Below are 17,816 nucleotides of genomic sequence, written 5' to 3'. Positions count from 1 at the left end.
GTCCGGCGGGCCGGCTGCCAGGCCCGCTCCGGGGCGCCGGCACCAGGCAAACGACGACGGCGGCACCTCCTGTCGCGTTCCAGCGAAGGAGGTGCCGCCGTCGTCAGTCCTACTCGGCTTCGCGGACCTCGTCGGGGTCCTCCAGGGGGACCACTCGGTCCTCTGCGTCGATCACGACAGGAGGCACCTGGACCACAGGTTCCTCCTCGTCCAGGAGATCGTCCTCGGTGTCCCAGTCGTCCTCATCTACCGGTGCATCCTCGGCGTAGTCGTAGGCAGGATCCGCCTCCACGGCATCAAGGTGCGGCATGTCCGGGTGCTGTCCGGTGGTACCCATGATTGAACCTCCGTTTGTTCGCCTGACGTGCTCTTTCAGTGAGGGCGCGGGCCGCGCCACACTTTCATCACAGCACCGCCCGGCATACGGGTCAATAGCGCATGAAACCGGCTGGCGGGACCCGCGGAAGCGGCACCGAATTTAAGGCGGACCGAAATGTCCGAGGGAGGATTACCTGCCAAAAATCCGCGGATTTTCGCAGTAAGCTGGCACTGCAATGGGGCCGAACCATGCCCCATCCAGCCCAGGAGTGTCCGTGTCTCCGCACGCCCAGAACAACCGAAACGCCGCGCCCCGGCCGTCGTCCCTCCCGGCCGCACCGGAAGGATCCGGGCCGAACCGGCAGTCCGGGCCGTCGCCGTCGGACATTAAACGCTGGCGGCAATACCTCGCGGACGAGCGCGCCGAGGCCGCTGTTTACCGGGACCTGGCGCAGAGCCGCCAGGGTGAGGAACGTGAAATCCTCCTGGCCCTGGCCGAGGCCGAAGGCCGCCATGAAGCACACTGGCTGGGCCTGCTCGGGGACCGCGCGGGCAAGCCCCGGCGCGCATCCCTCCGCAGCCGGCTGCTGGGTTTCCTGGCCCGGCACTTCGGCTCTGTGTTCGTGCTGGCGCTGGCCCAGCGGGCCGAAGGCCGCTCCCCGTACGCCAAGGACCCCAACGCCACGGATGCCATGGCGGCCGATGAGCAGATCCACGAGGAAGTGGTCCGCGGACTGGCCACACGGGGGCGCAACCGCCTGGCCGGAACTTTCCGGGCAGCGGTGTTCGGCGCCAATGACGGCCTGGTCAGCAACCTGTCCCTGGTGATGGGCATGGCCGCTTCCGGCGTGGCCAGCAGCGTGGTGCTGCTGAGCGGCATTGCCGGCCTCCTGGCCGGCGCCATGTCCATGGGCGCCGGTGAGTTCATTTCCGTCCGTTCCCAGCGTGAACTGCTGGCGGCAACCCGGCCCACGCAGGTCACGCTGGTAGCCGCTCCCAAACTGGACCTTGAGCACAACGAACTGCTCCTGGTGTACCTGGCCAGGGGCATGACCCAGGAAGCCGCGGAACACCGGGTGGCCGAGCGCACCGGCCTGCTGCCCTGTGACTGCGATCCCAGCTTGTCGCTGCAGCCGGAACTGCCCGACGTCGATGACCAGCATGAGGCGGTGGGCACCGCGTGGGGCGCGGCCCTGTCCAGCTTCTGCTTCTTCGCGTCCGGCGCCATCGTACCCATCCTGCCGTTTGTGGTCGGCCTGACAGGTGTGCCGGCGCTGGTGGTTGCGGGCGCCCTGGTGGGCCTGGCCCTGCTGGTCACCGGCGCCACCGTTGGGCTGCTGTCCGGCACGTCACCCCTGACGCGCGGGCTGCGCCAGCTTGCCATTGGGCTGGGCGCCGCGGCAGTCACCTACCTGTTGGGGCTGGTCTTCGGCACCGTGGTGGGTTAGCGGTGGCATGCTAATGGGCGCAGCCTAGTGGAGGACCGCCGCGAGGGGTCCCGCCATGCGCGGGCCAGGGTCCGCCGAGGCGCACGCGGGATAGCCAGGCTCCTGGTCATCGCCGCACTGTCCGCAGTGGCAGTTTTTGGTGCGGCCCTGGCAGTCAGCGATCCGCGCTTCAAGGAACTGCTGGATGTCCGCATCGGCCCGGGAACCGGCCAACCAAGCGGACAGTCCGGGGAGTCCAGCGGCCAGCAGGACACCCACCCCACGGGACATGCCGGCCAGGCACCCCCGGCTGAGGGCCGGACGAAGACGCCGCCTCCGGGATTCGAGGAGTCGGACGCCCCGCTGGCCGCCGCCAGCCCGCCCCCGCCGGGCGGCGATTCCTACCGCTTCCTCGCAGTCAACGGGGACGGCAGCCCCGTGGGGTATTCCCCCTGCAGGCCGCTGCACTATGTGGTCAATGACGAGCTGGCACCGGCCGGCGCCCAGCAGCTCATCATGGAGGCCATCACCACCATCTCGGCCGCCACGGGCATCCAGTTCATCTATGACGGAACCACCCGGGAACAGCCATCCCCGCAACGGCCGCCCTACCAGCCGGAGGCCTACGGCGAGCGCTGGGCACCGCTGCTCATCGCCTGGACAACCCCGGACTCGGCCCCGCAGCTGAAGGGCAAGGTAATCGGCACCGGAGGCAGCACCCACTTCAGTTACGACGACGGCCCCAAGGCCTTTGTGACCGGCGGCCTGGACCTGGACTCACCGCAGATCGCCAATGAGCTCCTTAACCCGGACGGCCACCTCTATGCCAGGGCCGTGATCCTCCACGAGCTCAGCCATGTCATGGGACTTGACCATGTGGAGGACCCCACGCAACTGATGTACCCGGAAATCGGCACACCCGAGGGGTTGTCCGCCGGAGACCTCAACGGGCTCTTTGAGCTGGGCAAGGCCCAGTGCCGCAAGGACCTCTGACCAGCCGGACCCGCATGCCGGCCGGGCCTCAGGCGGCCTGCCCGGGCCCCAACTGGCTTCGCAGCACCTCCACCGCATCCTGCACCGAGTCCACCAGGAAGATGTGGTCTTCCATCACCCGGCCGGCAGCCAGGCTGCGGAGCATGGGCCATGCGGGGTACTGGTGCTCCCAGTGGTGCCTGCCCACCAGCACCATGGGCGTGACCTTTTCCCGCGCGCCGTAGTAGTTCTCGCAGGCGTCCTGGAAGATTTCCTGCACCGTGCCCGCGGCCCCGGGAAGGAAGACGATGCCTCCCTTGCACAGCTCCAGCAGGATGGCTTCCCTGATGGCGTTGGCAAAGTATTTGGCGATGTGCGTGGCGAAATAATTGGGCGGCTCGTGCCCGTAGAACCACGTGGGGATGCCGAGCGACGGCGTTCCGCCGGGAAAGCGTTCGACGACGGCGGCGGCGGCACGAGCCCACGCGGACACCGAGGGACGGAACCCCGGGACGGAGGCGAGCGTGTCCAGCGCCGCCTGCACCTCGGCGTCGGACGCCTCGCTGAGGTACGCTCCCATGTTCGCCGCCTCCATGGCCCCCGGCCCTCCGCCTGTGGCAACGACGCGACCGTCCTGTGCCAGCAGCCGGCCCAGCAGGGCGGCCTGGGCAAAACCGGTGCTGCCACGCTGCGCGGCGTGTCCGCCCATCACCCCAACCATGGCGCGGTCCTGCCAGGGCCCCGTCCTGGCCAGCTCGTCCAGGGCGTCGCCGATGGCATGGTCATGAAGTGCCGAAGCAAGGGTGGCGTCCAGCCGGTGCCGGTGGCCATCATGGATGCTCCATTGATAGATCCGGGCATCCGGCAGCTGCTCATACGGGGAGAGCGGCAGCCCGGAGTAAAGCTCCTGGGGCGTATATAGGGTGGCCCGGTAGGGGTTGAACGGTACCGCCTCAAGCCGTGGAAAGATCAGCGCACCCCGTTGCCGGAGCAGGTCCTCCGTGCCGTCATCGAACGTGCAGCCGAGGAAGATGGCACCCTCCACGTGCATGCCTTCCAGCGCTGCGGTCCTCCCCCGAAGGTCCAGGGACTGTGCATGCCAGCCGTGCATGTCCAGGGCCCCTGCGCTGACCAGCCGGTCGAAGCTTTCCAGGTCCTGGACTTCGAGGTTGTGCGGGTGGGGGCCCAGGTTTCCGGAGAGGTTCACGGTCTAAACCTAAAGCAATACGGGGTCAGATTCCGCCTCTCCGGAGCACCGGAATGGGCTGAATCTGACCCCGCGTTGGTGAAGGTGCTAGGCGGGAACCCGGACGGGTTCGCCGTGACGGAAGTGCGCTTCGAGATCCTCGAGGGAATGGCCCTTTGTCTCCGGGACGAACTTGCTGACGAACATCAGGGATGCGAGGTTCACCAGGACGAACAGGCCGAAGGTTCCGGTGGAACCAAGCGCCTCGACCACGATCGGGAACAGGAAGGAGATGGCGGCGTTGACCGTCCACAGCGCGAACACCGCGATTCCCATGGCGAAGCCGCGGATGGCCAGCGGGAACATTTCCGAGAGGAGCAGCCACACGCAGGTGCCGATGAAGCACTGCACAAACGCTACGAACAGCATCATGGCGGCGAGGATGGTGTAGCTGGCGAGGTCCGACTGGGGCAGGAGGAAAACCACAGCGAGCAGGGCCTGGGAGCCCACCACCCCGGAGAAGCCGACGATCAGCATTTTCCGCCGGCCAATAAAACCGAGCAGCCAGATTCCAAGGATGGTCATCAGCACCGAGGTTACGCCGACGCCGATGGTGGCCACCAGGGATGCGCTGACGCCGAGCCCGCTCTTTTCGAGGATGGTGGGGGCGTAGTAGTTCACGGTGTTGATGCCCGTGGCCTGCTGCACCACGGCGAGGCCAATGCCGATCCAGAGAAGGCGGCGCATCCAGGGGTTGTCCCGCAGGTCCCGCCAGGCGTGGCCGCGTTCGTCCTTGGCCGTCTTTGCAGCCTCGGCAATTTCCTGGAACTCGCTGGCGGCTTCTTCAGGGCTTCGGCTGAGGTTGAGGACGCGGCGGCTGTCCTCGAGGCGGCCGCGGATGGCATACCAGCGGGGCGACTCGGGCAGCATCAGCATTCCCGCGAGCAGCGCTAGGGCGGGAAGGGACGCGATGCCCAGCATGGTGCGCCAGACTTCGGTGTCGTGGATCAGGGCATCGAGCAGGGCGTTGATGGCGAACGCCAGCATCTGTCCGGTGACGATCATGAGTTCGTTGATGGTGACCATGCGGCCGCGCAGGTGGGCCGGTGCCATTTCGGCCAGGTACAGCGGGCAGGTGACGGCCGCCGCGCCGACCCCCAGGCCCAGCAGGATGCGCGCCGCAATCATGAACGGCACGTTGGGGGCGATGGCACAGCCAATGGCGCCGAACAGGAACAGCAGGGCGCAGACCAGCAGGGAACCCCTGCGGCCAAGCTTGTCCGCCATGCGGCCGCCGGTGAGCGCACCCACCGCGGCGCCGGGGAACAGCAGGGCGCTGACCACCGTGGCTTCCTCGACGGCGGTCATGTTCAGGGAGTCGTTCATGTACAGCAGGGCGCCGGAGATGACGCCGGTGTCGTAGCCGAAGAGCAGGCCGCCCAGGGTGGAGATGACAGTGAGCCGGGCGAGATAGCCGCGGCGCCGGTCGCCGGGGGCGGTCAGCGATTGTTTCTGCAACAGCATTGTTGCCTCTCAGATTCTCTCGGGGAACTGCGGTAGCGGTCAGGAATGTGATGCGTCCCACCTACGTTAGAGCGCTCTAACGATTCATGTCAACACAAAGTCCTAATGTCAGTACATGATTCGTTTCTGGCGCGCTCCCGCTACTGCATGGCCAATCCCTTGACCCTCGGACAGCGCCTGCTAGGATCGGAGGAGGAAAAAGTATGTCCTATCAAGCGAACATATAGTGGCAAAGCGGCCGTCCATGCCCCGCCCGGGCGAAGGCGCCCCGCAACAGGAACGTAAGGGAAGTACCGTGGCGAACAACCTGGGTCTCAGCATCGACCGCTCCTCCCCCGTCCCGCTCTACCACCAGGTGGTGCAGGGCATAGAAGCGGCCATCTTCAGCGGGGTCCTGGAACCCGGCAGCCGGCTCGACAACGAGATCGACCTGGCGGCACAGCTGAACCTTTCCCGTCCCACGATGCGCAAGGCCATGGACGAACTTGTCCGGTCCGGCCTGCTGGTGCGCAAACGCGGCGTGGGAACCCAGGTGGTTTCCAGCCAGGTGCGCCGTCCGCTCGAGCTCTCCAGCCTCTACGACGACCTCACCAATAACGGCAAGAAGCCGACCACGGACGTCCTGAGCTTCTCCCACGTGGAGGCGGACGACGCCACCTTGGCCACGCTGCAGCTCCCTGCCGGTTCGAAGGTCTACCACTTCACCAGGCTGCGCAAGGTGGGGGGCAAACCGCTGGCGCTCATGGAGAACTGGGTCCGTGATGACATCACCGACATGGATGAAGCGATGCTGGCCGGGGAAGGCCTGTACGCCATCCTGCGCCGCGGCGGCGTGAACTTCCGCCTCGCCAACCAGCGCATCGGCGCCGTGGTGGCCAACGACTACCAGGCCTCCCTCCTGGACACTGCGCCCGGATCCGCGCTGGTCACCATGGAGCGTACTGCCACGGATGACACCGGCCGGCGCGTGGAAACCGGCCACCACGTGTACCGGGGTGATTCCTACAGCTTTGAAATGACACTCGTACAGCGCTAACGCAAGGAGCCAACTCCATGACCAACTGGGTCTACCCCCTGGGCACCGCCGCCGACGGCAAATGGGACGTCTCGATCGGGACCTCCGATTCCTCCCTTGCCGTGGACGGCTGGGCACACACCGGACTGAAGGTGGGCACCCTCGCCGCCGGGGCCGACGTCGTCCTTCCCGCCGCCGCTGAGGAGCGCATTGTGGTGCCCCTTAATGGATCCTTTACCGTCACGGTGGACGGCATCGAGTACCAGCTGGAAGGCCGTGCCTCGGTGTTCCACGGCCCCAGCGACGTTCTCTACTCCGGCACGGGGCGGGGGGTCACCATCAGCTCGGCCGACGGCGGCCGGGTGGCAGTTGCCACCGCACCCGCCAAGGACTCGTACCCCACCCGCCTGGTGACTGCCGCCGAGACGCCGGTGGAACTGCGCGGGGCGGGCAACTGCTCCCGCCAGGTCCACAACTTCGGCACGCCCGCCGCGCTGGAAGCTGACCGGTTTATCGTCTGCGAGGTCCTTACTCCCGCCGGAAACTGGTCCTCGTACCCGCCTCACAAGCATGACGAGGAAAAGGACGGCGAGACGCACCTGGAGGAGATCTACTACTTCGAGACGCGGGTGGCCGCCGGCTCGGCTGCCCCGGCCGACGCCGATGCCATCGGCTACCAGCGCGTCTACGCCTCCGATGAGCGCCCCATCGACGTGTCCGCCGAGGTCCGCACCGGCGACGTTGTCCTGGTTCCTTACGGCTGGCACGGTCCGGCGATGGCTGCACCCGGCTACGACCTGTACTACCTGAACGTGATGGCCGGACCGGGACCGGTGCGGGAATGGCTTATCAGCGACGATCCCCACCACGGCTGGGTGCGCCAGACGTGGGACGGGCAGGACATCGACCCCCGGCTGCCGTTCGGAACGTAGTGTGCGCAGGGGCGCAGGACTGCCAATGGCATAGTGGAGACTTGTGAAGCAGACTTCCCCCGCCCGCTCCGTGACCATGGAGGACGTGGCACGTGAGGCAGGGGTGAGCCGCGCCCTCGTCTCCCTGGTGATGCGCGATTCCCCCAAAGTCTCGGCCGCCAAACGGACGGCGGTGCTGGAAAGCGCCGCCGCCCTGGGCTACTCCCCCAACCGGCTTGCCAGCCGCCTCGCGAGCCACCGCACCAACACCCTGGGCGTCCTCTTCCTTGACCTGCACAACTCGGTCTTCGCAGACATTTACGACGGCATTGCCGAGGGCCTCGCCGGCAGCGGCAACCAGGTGATGGTCGCCGTCGGCTCCGCTGATCCCGGCACCGAACTGGAAGCCGTGAGGAACTTCGTGGACCTCCGCGTGGACGGGGTCATCCTGGCCGGATACACCGGCTCGGCCGGTGAACTGGAGGCCGCCCTGCGCGGGACGGCCGCCGTCGTCATCACCAGGGAGTTAAAGGTCGACGGCGTCGATTCAGTCCTGACGGATGACTTCCGCTCCGGAGCGCTCGCCGTGGAGCATCTGCACGGGCTGGGGCACCGGCGGATCGCCCACGTGGATATCTCCGACTGGCTGCCGTACACCGACCGCCGCGAAGGCTACCTGCACGCGATGAAGCAGTTCGGCCTTGAGCCGATGCTGGTGCACAGCGACATGACCGAGCGCGGCGGGCGCAACGTCATGGAACGCTTCCTGGCTTCCGGCGCCGTGCTGCCCACCGCGATCTTTGCCCACAACGACCTCACGGCCATCGGCATCATGGAGGCCCTGGCTACGCACGGGCTGAGGGTCCCGGACGATGTGGCGATCGTGGGCTGCGACAACATCGAGCTGGCCGCCTCGCCCCTCATTGGACTGACGTCCATCGACCAGCACGCCGGGGAACTCGGCCGGGTGGCGGCGCAGGTCATGCTGGACCGGCTTGCTGGTTCCGCCGGCCCTGCCGTCACGCGCAAGCTCGAACCGGCCCTGGTGGTCCGGAGCTCCTCAGATCCCGGCGCGGGACCCTAGCAACCCACGGCAAGGTCCCGCACCAGGAGTTTCAGCGCACGCCCGCCGTGGCTTGTTCCACCCTCACCGGGACACCGCTGGCCAGCGATTCCTGGGCGGCGTCCGCCACCCGGGAGGCGGCGACTGCGTCCTCCGGTGTGCAGGGGTTGTCACGCTGGCCAAGGGCAAGCTCAACGAACGCGGCCATTTCGGACCGGTAGGCCTGGTCAAAGCGCTCGGCGAAGGTCCTGTGCGGCTCACCGGACGGGAACCCCACGCCGGGCTCGGCCGACGCCATGGCGGTTTTTTCATCCAGGCCCACCGTCAGCGATCCCTTGGAACCCTGGATTTCCAGGCGGACGTCGTGGCCGGCCCCGTTGTAACGCGTCGCTGAGACAGTGCCCACGGTGCCGTCGTCGAACGTCACGAGCGCGAGCGCTGTGTCCACGTCCCCCACAGCGCCGATGGCCGGGTCCCCGTTGTTGGAGCCCTTCGCGTACACCTCAACGATCTCCCGGCCCGTCAGCCAGCGGAGGATGTCAAAATCGTGGACGGAACAGTCGCGGAACAGGCCCCCTGAGGTGGCCAGGAACTCCACAGGAGGCGGTGCCATGTCACAGGTGACGGCCCGCAGCGAGTGGATCCAGCCCAGTTCGCCGGCCTGGTATGCCCGCCTGGCTTCCAGGTAGCCGGCATCAAGGCGGCGCTGGTGGCCGATCTGGACCACACCGTGCTTGCTGCGGATGTAATCCAGCACGGGCAGGGCATCCGCCACATTCATTGCCACCGGTTTCTCGCAAAATACCGGGATGCCCGCGTCCACCCCTGCTTTGATCAGCCCGGGATGGGTGGCGGTGCCTGTAGCCACCACCAGGCCATCGATGCCGGAGGCAAGGAGGGCTTCGACGGACGGAAGAAACTCGGCGCCCAGGCCGGCTGCCACCGTTCGCGCGTGCTCTTCGGCCACGTCGGTGAGCCGGAGCCTGACGTTGATGCCCTTGGGGTTCAGCACCCCGTTGAGGCCCGCGATGTTGCCGGCGTGCATCACGCCGATCCGGCCCACGCCTACCAGGCCAAGGGTTACATCCTTCATTGTTTTTCCTCTGCATAGACGGTAAAGGCGGTCCGGAAGGCGTCGAGGGCTGCGGCGCTGCCGTCCCTGGCCCACGCCTCCATGCCCACCGTGCCGTGGTAGCCGGCATCGGCGAGGGCCCGGGCAACGGCTGCGTAGTTGATTTCTCCGGTTCCGGGCTCGCAGCGGCCGGGCACATCCGCAACCTGGACTTCACCGATGTGCGGCAGGGCCGATCTCACGAGTTCGATGAGGTTCCCCTCCCCCAGCTGCGCGTGGTACAGGTCCAGCATCAGTTTGGCGTTCGGGTGCCCGGCAGCCTCCACCAGTGCGAGGGTGTCCTTGGCCCGCGCCAGCGGGATGCCGGGGTGGTCAAGGATGGTATTCAGGTTCTCCAGGCAGAACGTCACACCGTGTTTTTCGCCCAGGGCGCCAAGCCGCTGCAGGGTTCTGGCGCCCGTGGCCCACATACGGCCGGTGGAGCGGTACACCGGGCGGGCGGCGCGGCCTTCCACCAGTTCAGCCGGGTGCACCACCATGCGGCTGACGCCCAGTTCGAGGGCGGTGGGGATCAGCGATTCAGCCGTCCGCACCACCTCATCGGCCGTGTCCGGGTCCACCAGGCTGCCCGATACGTAGCCCGTCATGGAGGAGAAGACCGCCCCGGTAGCCTTCAGCGCCTGGATGTCCTTTCCGCGCGAGTCCCAGAGCTCGACGTCGAATCCCGCCTCGTGGATCCTGCGCACCCGTTCCACAAACGGCAGGTCCAGGAAGACCATCTCGGCGCATACTGCCAGGCGCATCAGACGGCTGTCTTCCCGGCGACGGCAACAGGGGCGCCGCTCTTGACGGACTCGATGCAGGCCAGCGCCATTGCCAGGGCGCGGCGGGCGTCGGCAGCGCCCGGCGTCAGGGTGAAACCGGACGACGGCGATGGCACGCCGCCGTCGCGCCGGGCACGGACCGCCCCGGCGAAGTCCGCCAGTTCGTCCGTGTAGGCCTGGCGGAAGAGTTCGACGTTGAGCCGCGGGGTGTCCGCGGACAGCCCCTCTGCGGTGTAGCGGCGGGCGGCCGTCTCCGTGGCCCGGCCGGCCTGGACCATGCCCTTGGAGCCGAAGACTTCGCCGCGGATGTCGTACCCGTACAGCGCACTGAAGTTCGCCTCGGCCACCGCCAACGCACCGTTGCTGTACCTGATCGTCACCACCGCTGTATCCAGGAACCCCTGGTCACGGAGCGAGGGCTCCACGAGCGCATCGGCCACCGCGTAAACCTCCACGGGTTCGGCCCCTTCGTTGAACCAGTTGAGGGTGTCGAAGTCGTGGATGAGGGTTTCGAGGAAGATGGTCCAGGCCGGGACCCTGGCGGCATGGGGGATGCTTCCGTTCCCCGGATCACGGGTCAGCGAGCGCAGGAGTTGCGGGGTCCCGGCGATGCCCGCGGCGAGGTCCTTCTTTGCTGCCTGGAAATCTTCGGCGTAACGGCGGTTGAATCCGATCTGGAAGTGCACGCCGGCAGCGTCCACGGCTGCCAAGGCGGCGTCGAGTTCCGCCAGCCCCTGGCCGCCCGGCTTTTCGCAGAAAACGTGTTTCCCGGCGGCGGCCGCCTGGGTGATAAGTGCCGAGTGGAACCGTGCCGGGCTGGCGATGATTACGGCGTCAACCTCCGGATCCGCGAAGATGTCGTCGGCGCTGGCCGTGACCTTGGTGGTGCCCAGTTCCAGGGCAAGGCTCCGGGCGGACTCGATGTTGGGGTCGGCAATGGCCGTCAGGACCGCGCCGGGGACGCGGCGGGCAACGCTGTCGGCATGGAATGCGCCCATCCAGCCGGAGCCGATGAGCCCTATCCGTACCGGTACCGGGACTGCCGTGGGGTTCTGGGTGATGTAAGCCAAGGGCTCATCCTTTCGGGTGTGTGAAGAGACGGTTAAGCGGGGGGTCATTCGCCCGGAAAGCTAATGCCGAGCCGGCGCCGGATTTGGTCGGCGGCTTCCATGGTCCGGATGGAGGCTGCGAGTGGACGCTGGGGGCTTTCTGCCTGTCCGGCCGCGATGCAACGGGCCACTGCTGCGGCTTCGAAATGCAGGCCCTCGAAGTGCCCGCCCGCCGGCTCGCTGTAGCGCCGCCGTGTCCCGTCGGGGAAACGCAGCTCGAAACCGCCGGGCATATTGAATGGTCCGTCCATGGTCAGTGTTGCCTGGGAGCCGACAATGGTGGCAGCCGTGGGGGTGAAATTATGCAGCTGCGTGTTCATGACTGCCTGGCTGCCGCCCGGGAAGTGCATGATCGCCGAAACCTGCGCGTTAACCCCGGACTCGTGCTGCTGGCCAATGACATGCATCTGCTCCGGGGAGCCCAGGATTTCGGTTATAAGCGCCAAGGGATAGGTCCCGAGGTCCAGCAGCGGACCCCCGGCCAGCGCTGGATCAAAGATGCGGTGGCTGCGGTCGAAGTACTCGCCGTATTCCGCCAGCACAGTGGTCACGGTCCCCAGCGTCCCGGCTTCGAGGATCTGCCGGATGACGTCGAATTTTGGCAGGAAGAAACTCCACAGCGCCTCGGCGGCGAAGACGCCGGCGGACCCGGCCCGCGCGGCGATGTCCCGTACCTGGTCCGCATTGAGCCCTATGGGTTTTTCGATCAGGACGTGTTTGCCTGCTTCGAGCGCGAGCAGGGCTGCGCTGTGGTGGAAATTGTGCGGTGTGGCGACATAAACAATGTCGATATCGGGAGCCGCTGCGAGCTCCTCGTAACTTCCGTACGCGGCCGGCACGCCAAACTTCCCGGCAAACTCTTTGGAGCGGGCCACGGAGCGGGAGCCGACGGCGGCAATCACCTGGCGGGAATGCGCCTGCACTGACTCCGTGAACCGCTCTGCAATCCACCCGGGCCCCATGATTCCCCACCGCAGGGAGGGTGCGCCCTTCGAATCCGGGACGCGTGATGCCGGCATGACGGGAACGGCCATCAGTAGATTACTTTCGTGAAGGCTCCGTCACTGTGCAGCGACCGGATCATGGCCTGGGCAACCTGCGATGCCCGCAGGCCGTCTTCTCCGGTGGCGAGCGGTGCGGGCTCGCCCCTTTCGAGGGCGGAAATCCAGGCCTGGAGCTGCAGCCGGTAGGCGTCGGCGAAACGCGGGCGCCAGTCAGCAGGGATATCGGCCGTGCGGTGGCCCTCGCGCTGGACCACCAGGGCTGCGGGTTCGGGCAGGGCAGCGGTGCCACCCTCGGAAACAACTTCGCACCCGGTGGTATAGCCGTACTGCGAGTTCAGGAACAGTTCCAGGGTCGCCAGGGTTCCGTCGGCCGTCCGGAGGAGCATCACGGCAGGGTCCTGCAGTTCTCCAGGACTGTGCCGCGAGCTGCGCCCCGCCTGCCATGCAACTTCGGTGATGGGCGAGTCCAGCAGCCAGGGGATGATATCGAACTCGTGGATGGCCGAATTGGTGATGGCCGTTTCCGAGCTGGTGCCGGGGCCCGAGGCTACCGTGCGGCTGGTGCAGTGGACAATCAGGGGTTCGCCGTGGCTCCGAAGCCGCGTGGATTCGCGGAGGGCGGCGTAGCCGGGATCGAAGCGCCTCATAAAGCCCATGGACAGCAGCCTGGCACCGGTCGCCGCGACGATGTCCGCCTCAGCTTCCACCACGTCAAGGCTCTCCAGGAGCGTCGGGGCCAGCGGCTTTTCACAAAGCACGGGCGTCATCGCTTCGAAGCATTCCAGCACCAGTCCGGCGTGGGTGGAGTCGTGCGAAGCGACAACGACGGCGTCCACCTCGCTGGAGTTGATCAGCTCCGAGGGGTCCGTCGTGGTCCGGGCCGACGGCGGCGCACCAGCAGCTGCGCGTCCGGCGTCGAGGTCTGCCACGAAGGTGACTTCCGCACCGTTGACGGTGGCGGAAAGGTTCCTGATATGGTCTGCGCCCATAATGCCGGCGCCAATGACGCCCACCCGGATCGGCATGCTGTTTCCTGTCTAATGTTCAGTGCGCACACGAATGGCAGAGCGAGGGGGCCCATCGGGCATTTGCCGTCGGGCCCCCGGCGGGGTGCTACACGTGCCGCGGGCTGCTTTCCTTGGCAGATTCCGCGATTTCAGTGACGTCGGCAACCTCGGCCTGGACTTCCTTGACGATGTCGCCGTGGCCGCCGAGCTGTTCGAGCTCGTGGGCAAGTTCGGCAAGTTCCGCGCCGCCAGCCATTTGGGCCGTGAGCTCGTCCAGCGTGATGTCCTTTTTGTCGTAGTAGCCGATGGATTTGCCCCGCTTGAGCAGGAGGAACCGGTCGCCCACGGGGAAGGCGTGGTGCGGGTTGTGGGTGATGAAGATGACCCCGAGGCCCCGGTCCCTCGCCTGGAGGATGTAGCGCAAAACTACGCCCGACTGCTTGACGCCCAGGGCCGCCGTCGGCTCGTCCAGGATCAGGACCTTGGCTCCGAAGTACACTGCCCGGGCAATGGCCACACACTGGCGCTCGCCGCCCGAAAGCTGGCCGATGGGCTGCTCCACATCGCGCAGGTCGATGCCCATGTCGGCGAGCTCTTTCTTGGTGATGTCCTTCATCTTCTGGACATCGAGGCTCTTGAACGGGCCGAACCCGGTGGTGAGCTCCGAGCCGAGGAAGAAGTTCCGCCAGATGGGCATCAGGGAAACCACCGCGAGGTCCTGGTAGACCGTCGCGATGCCGACATCGAGGGCATCGCGAGGGGAACTGAATTTCCGTTCGTCACCCATGACGTACAGTGAGCCTTCGTCGTGCTGGTGCAGGCCCGCGATGATCTTGATCAGCGTGGACTTACCGGCGCCGTTGTCTCCCAGAACGCACGTGACGCGGCCGTTGTCCACGGCCATGGTGACGTCACGAAGGGCAATGATGTTGCCGTAGTGCTTCCCTACACCTTCCAGGGAGAGCAAATGAACAGGGGTGTGCGTCAGCGGATCCTTTTCGTTCTTGAGCAGGGTCTGCTGGTCGATTGCTTTGGCGTTCATTTCCTTCGCCCCTTACTTCAGTTCCGCGCGGCGCTTGACGATGAGGTTGACGATGGTAGCCAGCAGAAGCATCAGGCCGAGGAAGAACTTGAACCAGTCCGGGTTCCACTGCGCGTAGACAATGCCTTTGTTGGCCATGCCAAAGATGAAGGCACCGATCGCACCTCCCACGGCTGAACCGTAGCCACCGGTGAGGAGGCAGCCGCCGATCACGGCGGCGATGATGTAGAGGAATTCGTTGCCCACGCCCTCGCCCGACTGCACGGCGTCGAAGGCGAACAGGTTGTGCATGCCGAGGATCCAACCGCAGAACCCGACCGCCATGAACAGCCCGATCTTGGTCTTCGTCACGGGCACGCCCACGGCGCGTGCGGAGTCGGCGTTGCCGCCCACTGCGAAGATCCAGTTGCCCACCTTGGTGCGCAGCAGTACCCAGGATGCGATGGCAACCAGGATGATCCAGAAGAACACGGTGATTTTGACTTCAACGCCACCGATGCTGATCGACGAGGCGAACACGGCACGGGCCGATTCGAAGCCGTCCAGCTTGGAAATGGACGGCGAGGACACGCTGCCGCCAATAAGCCTGGTCAATGCCAGGTTCAGGCCGGTAAGCATCAGGAACGTCGCGAGGGTGACGATGAAGCTGGGAAGCTTGGTCTTGATCAGGATCCAGCCGTTGATGAACCCGATGGCCAGCGAGACTGCGAGCGCCAAGGCAACGCCTACCCACGCGTTCATGGAGAAATTCCAGCTGAAAAGGGATGCGGTCAGCGCTGATGAGATCACGGCCACGCCGGTGGAAAGGTCAAATTCGCCGCCTATCATCAGCAGCGACACACCGACGGCCATGATCCCGATGGTGGAGCTGCCGTAAAGAATGGTTGCCAGGGCGTTGGGCTGGGTGAAGGTCGAAGAAACCAGCGCGAAGAAAACGAACAGGACCACTGCTCCTACGAGAGCGCCAACTTCAGGGCGGCCCAGGAGCTTCTGGAACGGGTTCCGTTGTCCGACTCGCTCATCGCCGCGCGGCCCGGCTGCTGCGGCTGGTGCCGGAGGCAGGGTTGCTGTATTTGCCATTGGAAGAACTCCTTGTTGGTCAGGCCGTGCGGCGGATACCCTCCGCACGGCCTGAGTCCTGGATCTAGCGGACGCCCTGCTGGGCGAATTTGAGGACGTCTGAAGCGTTCGACTTATCGACAATGGTCGGGCCGGTCAGGACAGGCTGTCCACCGCCGAGCTTGAAGCCGCCGCGCTTTGCCTGCCACAGGGAATCAATCGACATGTAGCCCTGGAGCCACGGCTGCTGGTCCACGGTGAAGATCACGGCACCATCCACGATCTTCTGCGCGAGATCTGCGTTCAGGTCGAAGCTGGCAACCTTCGAAGAGCTGCCGGCATCCGCGACGGACTTGAGCAGCGTCAGGGTGATCGGTGCGCCCAGGCCAATGATGACGTCGGCATCCTTGGCGGCCTGGAGCTTCGCGGTGGCGGTGGACTGGACTGCGGTCATGTCTTTGCCGTCGACGTACAGTATCTCCGCTCCCGGAACTTTGGCCTTGACGCCTGCGCAGCGTGCTTCCAGACCAACGTGGCCCTGCTGCTGAATTACGCATACGGGGTGCTTGAAGCCCTCGGCGGCCAACCGGGTCCCCACGGCCTCGCCGGCGAGTTTCTCGTTGGACCCGAAGTGGGTAAATGCGCCGAGCTGTGACGAGATGCTCTCGCCTGCATTGAGGCTCACCACCGGGATGCCGGCATCAGTGGCCTTCTTCAGGACGTCCTTCAGGGCATCCGGGGTGGCGAGGGTGACGGCGATGCCATCGACCTTCTGGTCGATTGCCTGCTGGACGAGCTGCGCCTGGCGACCGGCTTCAGGATCGCTGGTGTAGAGGAGCTCAACGTTGTCTTTAGCCGATGCTTCCTCCGCCCCCTTGCGGACGATGTCCCAGAAGGTGTCGCCTGCTGCTGCATGGGTGATCAGGGCCACCTTGATGCGGGCGGTGGTTGCCACCTGCCCCGATGAGCCGGAGTTTGCAGTGTCTGCCGACTTGCCTCCGCCGCTGGAGCAAGCGCTCAGTGCCAGCATCGGAACGACGGCCGCCACGAGGGTCGCCTTCCGCCAGGAAAACTTCTTCACGATATATCTCCTTTGATAAGGGTTGCGGCCCTGCCTCTCTGCAGGAACTCGAGGCCCTCTACAGAGATCATGGGTGATCGGGATCACCCATGTCAAGACTTTGTCCTGACATTAGTATGTTTTTACTTCAAAGAAGATGGTTGGGCGCTTGAGGACGGCGCAGTGGCTGTAGTCGAGCGGACCATCAGGGCAGGATCGATCAGGGTCCGCTGAGGTACGGCGGCAGGATCCTCAAGCCTGGCCAGCAGACGGCGCGCGACCTCAATACCCACAAGATCACTGCGATTATCCACGGAGGTGATGTCCAGGTACCGCGACTTGGCCAGTTGTGAGTTGTCGTATCCGATGACGGAAATCTCATGCGGGACCGACAGTCCGCGGACCCTGATGGCCCCGAGGGCGCCCACTGCCATGGTGTCGTTTGCTGCAAAAATGGCAGTCGTGTCCGGATGGTGCTCCAGCAGCCAGCGTGCCGATTCGTAACCGTCCTCTTCAGACGTGCCCCCCGCCTCCCCGACGACGCAAACCTCGACACCAGCCTCCCGGAGATGCCCAGTAAAGCCGGCCCTTCGGTGGGCAGCGGCACCACCGGACCCGGACAGGTGCCCGATCCTGGTGTGTCCGAGGTCCAACAGGTGGGCGGCGGCCATGGCGCCCCCGGCGTCGTCATCATTCGTTACCAGGTCCATGCCCTCAGGCACGCCGTTTCGCCAGCCTGCCACGATAGTGGGCACCCCCGCACCGGTCAGCATGGACAAAGTGGGCTCGGCAGCAATGACCAGGCCATCAACGTGCATGGCCAGCAGTCCGTCCACAGCCTCGCTGATACGGTTTGCGCCAGGGCGGGAATCGGCCAGCATCACCTGGTAGCCACCCTCCGTCAGCACGGATTCCATACCCCGCAGCAGATCGACAAACCAAAGGTTCCGGTAGTCATCTATGACAAGTCCTATGCTCTTTGTCCGGCTGCTGGCTAGCGTCGTGGCTGCCCGGCTGGGACGGTAGCCAAGTTCCGAGATCGCCGCCTGCACTGCATTGCGGCGCTTCTCGCTAACGCGCACCGGATTCTGCAGCACCAGCGAAACCAGCGATGGCGAGACTCCCGCATGCTTGGCCACGTCATAGATGGTGGGGCGCCGGTTTGTCAGGCGATCATGCGTCATGGAAATGCCTTTCTTCTCTCGGTTGAGAATATCCCGGCG

At 65.8% G+C, this 17,816-nt stretch carries 17 protein-coding genes; 5 read left to right on the top strand and 12 right to left on the bottom strand.

The window, feature by feature from the left end; translation table 11 throughout:
• Positions 1-109 precede the first annotated feature (109 nt).
• Positions 110-337 (bottom strand): hypothetical protein, encoded by a 228-nt coding sequence (locus SMD14_RS04350; RefSeq protein ID WP_157238996.1) that lies wholly within the window; start codon positions 335-337, stop codon positions 110-112.
• A 256-nt stretch (positions 338-593) separates the two neighbouring features.
• Here SMD14_RS04350 and SMD14_RS04345 point away from each other — a divergent pair, with 256 nt between their 5' ends.
• On the top strand, positions 594-1,766 hold the full coding sequence (locus tag SMD14_RS04345; RefSeq protein WP_321215441.1) for a VIT1/CCC1 transporter family protein: 1,173 nt from the start codon (positions 594-596) through the stop codon (positions 1,764-1,766).
• A 27-nt stretch (positions 1,767-1,793) separates the two neighbouring features.
• Positions 1,794-2,738, top strand: coding sequence for a matrixin family metalloprotease (locus SMD14_RS04340; RefSeq protein WP_321215440.1), 945 nt, complete (start codon positions 1,794-1,796; stop codon positions 2,736-2,738).
• Positions 2,739-2,766: 28 nt separating this feature from the next.
• Here the strand turns inward: SMD14_RS04340 and SMD14_RS04335 are convergent, their stop codons facing one another.
• Both SMD14_RS04335 and SMD14_RS04330 read right to left on the bottom strand, forming a co-directional pair.
• A complete protein-coding gene (locus tag SMD14_RS04335) occupies positions 2,767-3,924 on the bottom strand; it encodes an LOG family protein (protein ID WP_321215439.1) in 1,158 nt (385 codons plus the stop codon).
• Between the two features lie 87 nt (positions 3,925-4,011).
• A complete protein-coding gene (locus SMD14_RS04330) occupies positions 4,012-5,427 on the bottom strand; it encodes a sugar porter family MFS transporter (protein WP_321215438.1) in 1,416 nt (471 codons plus the stop codon).
• A gap of 295 nt (positions 5,428-5,722) precedes the next feature.
• Here SMD14_RS04330 and SMD14_RS04325 point away from each other — a divergent pair, with 295 nt between their 5' ends.
• Genes SMD14_RS04325 through SMD14_RS04315 form a run of 3 tightly spaced genes read left to right on the top strand, consistent with a single transcriptional unit; the run spans position 5,723 to position 8,437 of the window.
• Positions 5,723-6,463 carry a GntR family transcriptional regulator gene (locus SMD14_RS04325; protein WP_321215437.1) on the top strand — a complete coding sequence of 247 codons (741 nt, stop codon included), beginning with the start codon at positions 5,723-5,725 and terminating at the stop codon, positions 6,461-6,463.
• Positions 6,464-6,480: 17 nt separating this feature from the next.
• Complete coding sequence (iolB, locus tag SMD14_RS04320) at positions 6,481-7,374, top strand: 5-deoxy-glucuronate isomerase (RefSeq protein WP_157238999.1); 894 nt, start codon at positions 6,481-6,483, stop codon at positions 7,372-7,374.
• 43 nt (positions 7,375-7,417) lie between these two features.
• Entirely contained in the window at positions 7,418-8,437 is a 1,020-nt protein-coding gene (locus SMD14_RS04315) for a LacI family DNA-binding transcriptional regulator (protein WP_321215436.1), read from the top strand.
• Between the two features lie 31 nt (positions 8,438-8,468).
• On the opposite strand, the gene SMD14_RS04310 is transcribed toward SMD14_RS04315, so the two are convergent.
• The 9 genes from SMD14_RS04310 to SMD14_RS04270 all read right to left on the bottom strand — a co-directional run bounded on the left by SMD14_RS04310 (position 8,469) and on the right by SMD14_RS04270 (position 17,777).
• Positions 8,469-9,509, bottom strand: a complete 1,041-nt coding sequence (locus tag SMD14_RS04310) for a Gfo/Idh/MocA family oxidoreductase (RefSeq protein WP_321215435.1) — start codon at positions 9,507-9,509, stop codon at positions 8,469-8,471.
• A complete protein-coding gene (locus tag SMD14_RS04305) occupies positions 9,506-10,291 on the bottom strand; it encodes a TIM barrel protein (RefSeq protein WP_321215434.1) in 786 nt (261 codons plus the stop codon). Before SMD14_RS04305 ends, SMD14_RS04310 begins: the two co-directional genes overlap by 4 nt.
• Positions 10,291-11,382: a Gfo/Idh/MocA family oxidoreductase gene (locus SMD14_RS04300; protein ID WP_321215433.1), complete on the bottom strand. Its 1,092-nt coding sequence runs from the start codon at positions 11,380-11,382 to the stop codon at positions 10,291-10,293. Before SMD14_RS04300 ends, SMD14_RS04305 begins: the two co-directional genes overlap by 1 nt.
• Before the next feature lie 44 nt (positions 11,383-11,426).
• On the bottom strand, positions 11,427-12,455 hold the full coding sequence (locus tag SMD14_RS04295) for a Gfo/Idh/MocA family oxidoreductase (protein WP_321215432.1): 1,029 nt from the start codon (positions 12,453-12,455) through the stop codon (positions 11,427-11,429).
• Positions 12,455-13,450: a Gfo/Idh/MocA family oxidoreductase gene (locus SMD14_RS04290; RefSeq protein ID WP_321215431.1), complete on the bottom strand. Its 996-nt coding sequence runs from the start codon at positions 13,448-13,450 to the stop codon at positions 12,455-12,457. Before SMD14_RS04290 ends, SMD14_RS04295 begins: the two co-directional genes overlap by 1 nt.
• Positions 13,451-13,538: 88 nt before the next feature.
• A complete protein-coding gene (locus tag SMD14_RS04285; RefSeq protein WP_157239006.1) occupies positions 13,539-14,474 on the bottom strand; it encodes an ATP-binding cassette domain-containing protein in 936 nt (311 codons plus the stop codon).
• Between the two features lie 12 nt (positions 14,475-14,486).
• Entirely contained in the window at positions 14,487-15,554 is a 1,068-nt protein-coding gene (locus tag SMD14_RS04280; RefSeq protein ID WP_157239007.1) for an ABC transporter permease, read from the bottom strand.
• 64 nt (positions 15,555-15,618) lie between these two features.
• A complete protein-coding gene (locus SMD14_RS04275) occupies positions 15,619-16,614 on the bottom strand; it encodes a substrate-binding domain-containing protein (protein WP_321215430.1) in 996 nt (331 codons plus the stop codon).
• Between the two features lie 122 nt (positions 16,615-16,736).
• The gene (locus tag SMD14_RS04270; protein ID WP_321215429.1) at positions 16,737-17,777 is read right to left on the bottom strand and encodes a LacI family DNA-binding transcriptional regulator; all 1,041 of its coding nucleotides are present in this window, start codon (positions 17,775-17,777) and stop codon (positions 16,737-16,739) included.
• Positions 17,778-17,816 lie beyond the last annotated feature (39 nt).

Origin of the sequence: Pseudarthrobacter oxydans (assembly GCF_034258515.1) — a bacterium.
GTDB lineage: Bacteria > Actinomycetota > Actinomycetes > Actinomycetales > Micrococcaceae > Arthrobacter.
Note: the sequence above shows the minus strand (reverse complement) of the source record. Positions and strands in the feature narration are given on the sequence as shown.